This is a genomic window from Paraburkholderia sp. Cpub6, assembly GCF_014201065.1.
Lineage (GTDB): Bacteria > Pseudomonadota > Gammaproteobacteria > Burkholderiales > Burkholderiaceae > Paraburkholderia > Paraburkholderia tuberum.
Genome location: NZ_JACHDM010000081.1, coordinates 1 through 2,490 on the forward strand (window position 1 = coordinate 1; position 2,490 = coordinate 2,490).

2 protein-coding genes are annotated in these 2,490 nt (G+C 60.3%); both read right to left on the bottom strand.

Annotated elements, in window-relative coordinates:
* Positions 1–202 precede the first annotated feature (202 nt).
* Positions 203–1,681: a hypothetical protein gene (locus HDG33_RS36750; RefSeq protein WP_184041201.1), complete on the bottom strand. Its 1,479-nt coding sequence runs from the start codon at positions 1,679–1,681 to the stop codon at positions 203–205.
* Positions 1,678–1,989, bottom strand: a complete 312-nt coding sequence (locus tag HDG33_RS36755; RefSeq protein WP_184041203.1) for a hypothetical protein — start codon at positions 1,987–1,989, stop codon at positions 1,678–1,680. The genes HDG33_RS36750 and HDG33_RS36755 overlap by 4 nt, the downstream gene beginning before the upstream one ends.
* Between the last annotated feature and the right edge of the window lie 501 nt (positions 1,990–2,490).

Below are 2,490 nucleotides of genomic sequence, written 5' to 3' on the forward strand. Positions count from 1 at the left end.
CGAAAAGCAATGGCTCAAGCTCGGCCTCATGACTTGGCGACGTTCAAATTGCTGACACGCTGCCGAATTCGCGGCTTGTTCAGCGTAGCCTTAGTGCTGTTACGCCGACTGACCGCTCGTCGTCGGCGCGCTCGAACCCCGTGCTGTGTGATGGTGACCGTTGACGCCGATGCCGTCGACCGTGACGCTGCGCCAGCCCAAACTAGCCATTTGCCAACCCCGTCCGTTCCGCGTTGTACGGCGACTGCACGCCGGCACCCGCCGTCACCCGTTTGACGAACCCGTTACCCCGCTCGAGCTTCAAAGTCTGGAAAAGTCCCTGGTAAGGGATATAGTCGAGATCGACGCCCACGACATAGAACGTCGACGAGAACGATCCGCGCACGATCCGCACATAGCTGCCCGGCTTGACCGACTCATTCGCGCGGATCCGCGCCGTGCCGCTCTCGAGCAGGACATTGTCCTTATTCGACGCGACGACGATCGCCCGCCGGTTATTGACCCAGTTCATCATGCTGGCGCTGCGCGTCGCCTGCTGTGCCGCCGGCTGACCGCTCGACATGGTCGTCACGTCGTTGCCGCCCTGCTGAGTCTCCGTCTCTAGCATGCGGACGCCGTAGAACTGCTCAGCCGAGTTGGCGTACTGGCCGAGATCCACCGATTCCGGATCGGCGCCTATGGCGAACTGTTGGCTTACGATGTTGTCGACGAGCTCGAAACGAGGCGCGCGCGTCCAATAGTAATTACTCACGTCCGCGTCGCTGCGCGACACGTTTAGCGAAATCACATCGTTGGCATCGATATCGATAGGCGTCAGATTCGGCGCGTCCGGCTGGATGACGTTGCCGTTGATGTCCTTGACCGGATTTGGCCGGTAGACGCAATAGACGCCGTCCTCGCGATCCTCGAGAAAAAGTTCGTTGAATACGCCGACGTCGCCGAAATAGGAGAGCAGGCCGTGGATGGTGCCCTGCTGATTTTGGGCGCCACCAACGTCGACGACGCCATTCGCGACCGACACGTCGAGCTTGATCGCCGTCGGATTCGTCGAATTCGGAGGCATGAGCGAACTCAGGAACGGATTCATGACGCTGTTCACCACCTCAGTGATGAACTCAGCTGCTGTCATAGACGTCTTGAAGCCGACTCCGAACCGCTCGAACAAACGGAAGCTCGAAAGATAGTTTTCGCCCACCACGTAGCCCGGCATGTACTTGATCTGCATGATCTGCCATAACTTCCCGTAGTCCTGCCCACTTATCGTCACCGTGCGCATCGGCTTGCCATCGTTGCCCATAGCCTCGTTGCGCGAAATCTCGGAGACAAACCCGCGCATGTAGATAGCAGGCGTCGTCGAGTTACCTGAGCTCGATCCGTGCAGGTTGTGCCGCATCCGAATGACAACCATATCCATTGGCTCGATCAACCCGTACAGCGACTCGAGCGAGTCCCCCTGCATGTAGGGCTGATCCGGAACCGTCAACGAAAAGCCGCCCGCAGGCTCCCGAACCGACTTCGATACGCACAGGCGCCCGCCATCGCCCATAAACGGCGTTAGATCGATCGTCTTGTTCGTATCGAGCACCCGTTGAGATACCGGCGTCTGGCCGTCGACTGTCTGACGTCCGATAGTTTTGAAAACCACAATGCGCACGTCTGGCGTATACAGCTGAACGTTCATGCTGCACCGCCGGCGACGATAGGGGGAGTCGTCGAGCTTGTGCCGAGACCGGCCGCCGCGTTCTTGGTCGAGGGGGGTGCCTCGAAGCCCGACGCGAGAATAATCACCAATGCCGCCGCACACTCAGCATTTCCGGCCAGCGCCAGGCGCATCGTCGTCGCCACCAGCGCAGCAGCGTTGTCGCCGAGCTCGCGCGCGAGTGCGCGGCGCGCCAGCGTGAGGGACTTGATCGGACCGCGCGGATTGCCGCTCGTACCCGGTCTGAATTTGACCACGCGCGCCGGCGCAGTCCCTGCTTGGAAAGTCATGCGTGTTCCTGGGTTGTCGGTTGCCGCGATGCTCGATCGAGCTTTGCGAACACACACAGTTTTCCGTCACGACCTGCACAGCAGGCTCGGCACATCGAAAATAGTCGGGCGGCAGATCGAAGGATACAGGCTGCATAGGTCCGTCTACCCTGCCCTACCGCGACGCACGTCACATAACAAAAAGGGCGCCTCATTAGCGCCCTTCTTCTCTTCAGTCCTGCGGTTATGCCGCCGGCACCATCGCGTCAAACAGACTACAAGTGTGCTCGACAACGCGCCGGAGCCGCCGCCAGGTGTGGCTGGCGATGCCCGTCGAAATCAAGGGGCGCAGGTCGGGCGCTTGCGCTCAACGGGAAGCCCTTGTAGTACGCCAAGCGCTCAGGGCGTGGGCTGCAAGTGTCGCTGATCGACCGAGCTTGTGTGGAAACTGGTTTTTCACGGCTATGCGAGCGATTGCCGATCAGGTCAATCTCGTTCGGCCCAGACAGCTTGCACCGATCG